The sequence below is a fragment of the Acidocella sp. genome, assembly GCF_035535915.1.
Lineage (GTDB): Bacteria > Pseudomonadota > Alphaproteobacteria > Acetobacterales > Acetobacteraceae > Acidocella.
In genome coordinates, this window is the sequence record NZ_DATLPB010000039.1 from 1 (window position 1) to 7,280 (window position 7,280).

The window sequence follows — 7,280 nt, forward strand, 5'->3', positions numbered from 1 at the left end:
CGCGCGCGCCGCTTCCACCCCGGCATTGAGCGCCAGCAAATTGGTCTGGAAGGCGATCTCGTCGATCACGCCGATGATGTTGGCGATCTGCTTGGACGAGGTCTCGATGCCGTCCATCGCCCCCACCGTCTGGCGCACCACCTCGCCGGACCGCTCGGCGTCGGTCTTCGAGGTCGAGACCAGGTCGCGCGCCTCGTTCGCCACCTCGGCGGTGCGCCGCACCGTCGCGGTGATCTCATCGAGTGCGGCCGCCGTCTCTTCCAGGCTCGCCGCCAGCTGCTCGGTGCGCCGCGACAGATCGTCCGACGCCTGGGTGATTTCCTCAGCGCCCGAGCGCACGCCTTGCGTGTTGGTGGCGATGGCCTGCATCGTCACCTGCAGCTTCTCCATCGCCGCATTGAAATCGCCGCGCAGCTTCTCGTAATCGGCCGAGAACGCCTCGGTCAGGCGGAACATCAGGTCGCCGCCGGAAAGCTTCGCCAAGCCTTCAGCCACCGAGTGCACGACGAACGCCTGCTGCTTGGCCGCCGCCGCACGCTCGACTTCCGTGCGCTGCCGCTCCTGCTCAACCGTCTGGCGCTGAGACTCAGCTTCTGCTTCCAGCCGCTGCTTCTCGATGCCGGCATCCTTGAATACCTGTACCGCGCGGGCCATGCCACCGATCTCGTCCTTGCGGTCCGCACCGGTGATCTCGGCTTGCAGGTCGCCGCCAGACAAGCGGCCCATCACTTTTTGCAGCCCCTTGATCGGCATGACAATCCAGCTGCGGACGGCAAAGAAACCGCCCAGCATCATCAGCACCAGGCCCCCGAGGATCAGGGCAAAAGTTGTCATGACCGTGACGTTCGCCACCTTCGTCAGCGTGGATGCCGTCGCGGCCTGGCCGTTCAAGAGGCGGGATTTCAGCCCCTGCATGCCTTTCACCAGGGCGGGAAATTGCGGTGCGCACTCGCTGAGAAAGGTGGCTTGCGCGGTCGCGATTTCTGCGGACGTGGTGGCTGTCGTGGCCAGGTGAATCGAATTGCCGCAAGCGCCATCGACGACCTGCAGGGCATGCGATTTTAGATTCATGAAATCATTGGCAAAGCTCGGAGACGCGATCGCGGACTGATCCAGGAACTGGCCAAATCGATCTTTGTACCATGCGGTCGCAGACAGATCAGCTTTTTGCTCCGCGGAACCGGGAGCGTCGAGCATCACCTGAGCGGTGTGCGCTTCCATCGCCTGAATGTCTGCATTCGCCTGGGCGATGTTCTCGGTGGATAAAGTCAGGCCATCTTTTAGATGTGTGTACTCATTATTGATAAACCGCACCTGGCCTGTCGCATAGAATGCGACAGCAATGACAAAAACTCCAAACACGAGAGCGATAGAAAAAATCTTACCAAAGATCGAGAGGTTATTCATGGCCATCCAATTCCGTGCGGTGAGTACATTAGTCGTCGTCGATGGTAACGATTACCGATATTCCGTGAACGTTCCCGTGTACGCCTAAAGTTTAACTTACTTTCATGTATACAACTATTGCGTGTATATTGACAATCTTGGAATCGCCAATTTTAAAAAATTTGAAGGCAATGTTCGACTAGGTTCGTTCAGGTCGGTACACCCTTACGATCGATAAATGTCGGGCGGCCGACCTAACGCCGCGCCGCGTTCCCGCCGGATCAGCTTTCGGGGGGGCGGGGAAGGGGCGGTGCTTCGGCGCGATCGGCTAGTTGCGCGCGAAGCTCCCGCAGCTCGCGACGTAACGTTTCCATCTCCACGCGGTCATATCCCTGGCCTGCCTGAATCGCGAGCCTGTGCAACAGGTCGCTTTCATCGGGTGTGATATCGCTGCCGGTTTCATGGGGGCCGAAGAGAGCGAGGGCGATGGCCTCTCCCGCCCAGCCCAGGATCGGCACCGCAAGGCATGGCGCCTGCTCTTCGGAGGGCGATCCATCAGGCTGCCACTGCCTGGGGAGGAGTGGAATCGGCTTGCCCCGCGCAAGACATCCGGTTACCTGGGCGTCGAGGTCCCGGCGCAGCTCGGGCAGTGGCGCGGCAGGCCAGCCGATGGCCGGTATCATGCGCTGTAAAGCACCATCGACATCGCGAAATACAGCCGCCGATGTGAGGCGGAGAGAGCGAACCGGCGCTTCGACGAGCCATCGGTCGATGGTGGCGAAATTGTCAGCCTCGCGGACCATGCGTTCCGCCAGCTCCAGCCCATGCCGGGCCTGGTGATAGCTATGATGAAAGGCGTGATCCGCGAGGTCCACCGCGACCTCGTGCAAGCGCTGCAGCGCGACCAGCAGGACCGGCGCAACCACTAACGGCCAAAGCCATCGCGGCAGGTGCCACATTTCCTGACTTTGCGCGATGCGCTCGTGGAGAAACATGACGGGGACACCCAGCGCCAGTGTCAGCGCCGTCATGACGGTGCCTCGCCGCAGCGGGATGGCGACGCTGATCACGCGTTCGCGGCGCACGGCCGTCCATACGAAATAGGCCAGAACGCCCTGGACGAGATACAGCAACCCGAGCACCGTCTGCGACGGAGCATTGCCCCATATATTCTGCAGCAGCCCGGTCGTCTGGCAGAGCTCGGCAAAAATGAAAACCGGCAATCCGATCGCGCAACCGGCAATAACCCAGCGCATGCGCTGCTCGTTACGAGGATGCAGTTCACGCCGGCGCACCAGCAGCAAGGCCAGGGCCATCGCATTAAGGCCATAGCTGTAGATATAACCGGCCATGGAGAAGATCTCAGTCGGCAGGCCAAACAAATTAGCGCCGATGAGCAATTGCAGCACGGCCATGCCGGCGCCGAGCCAGAGCGCCAGCCGGGCCCATCGGCGCCAGCGCGGATCCGGAACGGCATGGGGGAAGCTCAAGGCAAAGATGAGCAGCCCGCCCATGGCGGCGCCTATGGCAAGATCTTCCAGACCTTGTTCGATCAGAAGCAGCACCGGCTGAGCTTGGAGGAGCGCGTAATAGACGTAGGTCTGCCCTGGATTGAACCAGAAGAAATAGAGAAAAAACCCCCAAGTCATCCACCCGGGTCGGGTCCAGACCAGCCAGGCGGCGGCCAGCATTGTGAGAATGCTGGCGATGGTGTCCGCGAGCAGAACAAGCCGGCCGGACAGGTCGAGCGAAACACGCTTCGCGCGCAGATGCACGACGCGGCTCGCCCCGCCTGTGCCCGGGCGGATGATGAGGTTTACGTTCCGGTCTAGGAATGTTTCCTGCAACCCCGCCGACCCGCCGAGCACCGTGACGAGCGCCGCGCAAACAAGGCTGCCGGGAGCCCAGCAGTTCATTTGTTTCAGGTCGATCCGGTCCCCGACGGTGAGCCCCGCCGCTGCCGCCGGGGAGTCCCGGATGCTGTCGAACGGGCCGACCAGATCGACCACGACGCCATTATTGTCCACGTCGAACCCGAATGACGCAAGCGGCCAGGCCAGGCGATTGAACGATGGCAGGACCATCGACATCCCCCATGCTGTCAGAACCACCAATGCAAGCCGGGATAAAGCGGAATTGGACAAAGGCAGGGCTCCGTAGGTGCCGGTGCTGATACGATGTGGCCGACCGGGGCAAAACGCAGCGCCGGCCGCGAAAGTTCAACCTACCCGCATGGCGCCACGGGGGCGCATCATATTCGATGCGCGGGTCTATGGAACGGGCAAAAAACGTTTTATCTTCGGTGGTGCGCGATCAGAGTGGTTTTTACACGAATTTTCCAGCACATTGCGATCGCGCATAGGGCGTGGTTTCATGATGCAGCTTGAAGTGGCTAATGCCTATTCAGGCCACATGCTAAAGATGTGCATCCGTTCCGCCCGTGAAGCGTACGCCTTCCGATCATCACAATCAGAAACACGGAGGAAGCAATGTCTCACTTCATGATGCGTTGGCAATTTACTGCCGGGTCAGCCAAAGCGCTGGTTGAGAGGCCGAACGACCGCACGGGCGCGGCAAAGGCGCTTATCGAGGGGTTCGGCGGCAAACTGCACTATTACTATTTTTCGCTGGGTGACTATGATGGGCTTGGGATCTGTGAATTTCCGGATTCGAAGACCGCCGCCGCCTGCGCGCTTGCGGCCATGGCGACCGGCGCTTTCACCCGCTTCGAGACGGTTTCGTTGCTGAGTGCCAGTGAAGCCGAGGCGGCCATGAAGCGCGCACACGATACGAAGACTGGATACAAGCCACCGCACGCTTGATGCCAATTTGCTCCCGCTGGTGAAAGGCGTACCGAGAGTGGGGCGGGCGCGTGGTGGCCCTTCGCCTTGAAACAAAGCCGGCCGTCAGCCGAAATCATTCACGGCCTGTTCGATCGCTGGCGCCGCGTTCCGCAGATCCTCGGCCACCATTGCCGGCATAACTTCGATGCTGGCATGCAGCGCCAGGAACCAAGGTTCGGCGATGCGCGGGATGTCCGAGGCGCTGACCAGGTCTATGATCATCAGGCAGGTGCGCCGGCCGCCGATCGCGACGAAATAGGCTGCTTCAGGCTTCTGTTGCCCGAGAATGGTATCAACCACCTTAAACCCGTCCTTCTTCGCGGCGGCATTGCCGGCCTCGACAGGGAAGGAAATCTTCATCAGGAATCTCATCGTTTCGCTCCCATGCTCAGAATGTCATTGCTGTCTCGAAAATAAACGGGGTTGTCACGGCTGGTCCCCGGGGGAAGCCCATTCATGCCCGCCGCCATCTGGCGAACGGGCCCGGCCTGACGCGGGCCATCCTGGATGGCGGAATGGCCATCGGGAACGTAAGAGGCATCGGTCTCAGGGCCGGACGGCACTCTTAAACGATTTCAGTCAACCCGCGTCATCATGCTCCATCGCCAGCTCGGCTTGGAGGTTCTCGACGTCACGGAAGATCGAGGCGACGGCTAGGACACGCTTGTTGCGCTTGAATCGAAGAATGCAATCCTTGGCGGCGATGTCGCCCTCGACCACGAGTTCGTCCCAGGTTTCGGCATGGCCGACATAATTGATCGGGATGTCGTAATGCTGGCTCCAGAAGAACGGCACGGCGGTGAATGTCTCGTGGTGGCCGAGCATGTTGAGCGCGGCGGTTTGCCCCTGGCGCTCGGCGACCACCCAATGTTCGACGCGGATATGCTCGCCGCTATGCGGGTCGGGCCAGCGCGCGATGTCACCGGCCGCCCAGATGTCCGGCGCGCTTGTTTGGAGATATTCGTTCACGACGACACCGCGGTCGACGGTCAGCCCCGCGGCTTCCGCCAACGCAATCCGTGGGCGCACGCCGACGCCGAGGACCACGAGGTCCGCCTCGAGCGTATTGCCGCTTGCGAGCGTCACCCGCTTGTCGCCGATGGCGCTTGGCTTGTCCTCGAGGTGGAAGACCACGCCGTGCGTCTCGTGCAGCGCGCGGACGAAATCGCCCATCTGCGCCCCGAGAATGCGCTCCATCGGCCGCTTTTCCGGCGCGACCACATGCACGGCAAGGCCACGCGCCCGCAGGGAGGCGGCAACCTCAAGGCCGATAAAGCTCGCGCCCAGCACGACGACCCGGCGGGCCGAAGCGGCGCGCTCGATGATGGCCTGGCAGTCCGCGAGCGTTCGCAGCGTGCGCACATGCGGCAGGTCGGCGCCCGGGATCGGCAGGCGGATCGGTTCGGCGCCGGTGGCGAGCAACAGACGGTCGTAGGGCACATGGCGCCCGTTCCCGACCATCACCCGGCGCGAAGCCACATCGATGAAGCTGACGCTCTCCCCCAGGCGGAGTTCGATGCCGTTCTCGGCGTAGTAATTGTCAGGGCGCAGCGGGACCCAGTCCTCCGGGGCGCTGCCGGCGAGATAATCCTTGGAGAGGTTCGGCCGGTCCACGGGCGCTGCATCATCGTTGCTCAGCATGATGATGCTTCCCTGGTAGCGCTCCCGCCGCAACCGCTCGGCGGCGGCAAACCCGGCCGCGCCGCCGCCGACGATTACGATTCTTTCGGGCGCGTTCGCGCCTTCCGCGCCACGGGGCGCCGCCGCAACCGGTTCCTGCTTCCTGCGCACGAAAATCCTGCCGCCGGTCTGCTCGACGGAAAAACACGGGAGCGGGTCGAAGGCCGGCGGGCGTGTGGCCTCGCCCGTGCGCAGGCTGAAGCAGGCATGATGCCAGGGACAACGCACCGTGTCGCCCACCACGAGTCCATCGACCAGGGGCGCGTGATAATGCGTGCACTGGGCCCCAACGGCGAACAATTCGGGCCCCTGGCGCACCAGGAGAACCGGCTCGCCCTCGACATGGCCGACCAGCTTGCCGCCCTCGGCAAGGTCAGCCGGCTCGATGCCCTGGGTGAAATCGGGGCCGCTGACCCCAGCTTCCTCGTTGGCCATGTCCGTCCCTTCCGTGATCCGATCCGCACCAACTTAATATGGTCGATCGGGTGGCGTTTTCATCGGATGCCGCAATGTTCACGGAAGGGTAAGCCGCTGCGATCTGCGTGGGCTCAGGCGGCCGGAAAATCAGACGCCGGCAAATTGATCATAGCCCTGGTTTTCCCAATATCCGCCCGGATCCTTGTTCGTCACTTCAATGGCCTGCAGGTTTTTCGCGCTTTTGAAGCCGAGCTTGGTCGGGATCCGCAGGCGCAATGGCGCGCCCCATTGCGGCGCGAGCGGCTGATTGACGAAATCCAGGGCCAGCAGGGTCTGCGGGTGCAGCGCGCTTTCCATGTCCAGGCTCGTCGAATAGCCGTCGAAGCAGGTGAAGCTGACATAGCGTGCCCGTAGGTCCGCGCCGACGCGGCGCAGAAACACATGCAGCGGCACGCCGCTCCACTGGCCGATCTGGCTCCAGCCCTCGATGCAGATGTGGCGGGTGATCTGCCCCTGCTGCGGCAGCGCCATCAGCGCCGGCAACGTCCAGGGCCGTCGGTCGGCGACCTGGCCGCTGACAGCCAGCGCCCAGTTGTCCGGCACCGGCCGCACCTGCCATTCCGCATAAAACGCGTTGAAGCGGTACGGGCGGGTGATGGCGCTGGCCTCGTAGGTCGCGGCCAGGCGCTGGCGGCTGAACAGCGCCGCCTGGACCCGGTCGTCGAAGCGCATGATCGCCTCCAGCGCGGCATCGACACCGGAATGGGTGGCAAGGTCGCAGCCGGTCAGCAGCGTCAGGCCGCCCAGCGACAGCGCGTTCCGCAGGAAGCCGCGCCGGCGCAGCCGTTCCAGTTCCGGTCTGATCTCGGCTATGCCGACGGCCGGCCTGTTGCGTCGGGCGCTCATCGGCTTTCCTCGGTTTCCGTAGGGACAGTAACGATCATCGACTTCAGC

Annotated in this window: 6 protein-coding genes; 1 reads left to right on the forward strand and 5 read right to left on the reverse strand. The window is 62.8% G+C overall.

The features are described from left to right. Positions 1-1,407, reverse strand: a 1,407-nt coding sequence (locus VNC39_RS05065; RefSeq protein ID WP_325396821.1) for a methyl-accepting chemotaxis protein, incomplete at its 3' end; no start/stop codon positions are given. 260 nt (positions 1,408-1,667) lie between these two features. Then, on the reverse strand, positions 1,668-3,470 hold the full coding sequence (locus VNC39_RS05070) for a PDZ domain-containing protein (protein ID WP_325396823.1): 1,803 nt from the start codon (positions 3,468-3,470) through the stop codon (positions 1,668-1,670). Between the two features lie 405 nt (positions 3,471-3,875). Between VNC39_RS05070 and VNC39_RS05075 the strand changes: the two genes are divergently transcribed. Then, entirely contained in the window at positions 3,876-4,208 is a 333-nt protein-coding gene (locus tag VNC39_RS05075; RefSeq protein ID WP_325396825.1) for a GYD domain-containing protein, read from the forward strand. Between the two features lie 84 nt (positions 4,209-4,292). On the opposite strand, the gene VNC39_RS05080 is transcribed toward VNC39_RS05075, so the two are convergent. The 3 genes from VNC39_RS05080 to VNC39_RS05090 form a co-directional block, all read right to left on the reverse strand. After that, positions 4,293-4,601: a DUF3303 family protein gene (locus VNC39_RS05080; protein WP_325396827.1), complete on the reverse strand. Its 309-nt coding sequence runs from the start codon at positions 4,599-4,601 to the stop codon at positions 4,293-4,295. A gap of 207 nt (positions 4,602-4,808) precedes the next feature. After that, positions 4,809-6,344: an FAD-dependent oxidoreductase gene (locus VNC39_RS05085; RefSeq protein ID WP_325396829.1), complete on the reverse strand. Its 1,536-nt coding sequence runs from the start codon at positions 6,342-6,344 to the stop codon at positions 4,809-4,811. Between the two features lie 129 nt (positions 6,345-6,473). Beyond that, positions 6,474-7,232 carry a molybdopterin-dependent oxidoreductase gene (locus VNC39_RS05090; RefSeq protein ID WP_325396831.1) on the reverse strand — a complete coding sequence of 253 codons (759 nt, stop codon included), beginning with the start codon at positions 7,230-7,232 and terminating at the stop codon, positions 6,474-6,476. Positions 7,233-7,280 lie beyond the last annotated feature (48 nt).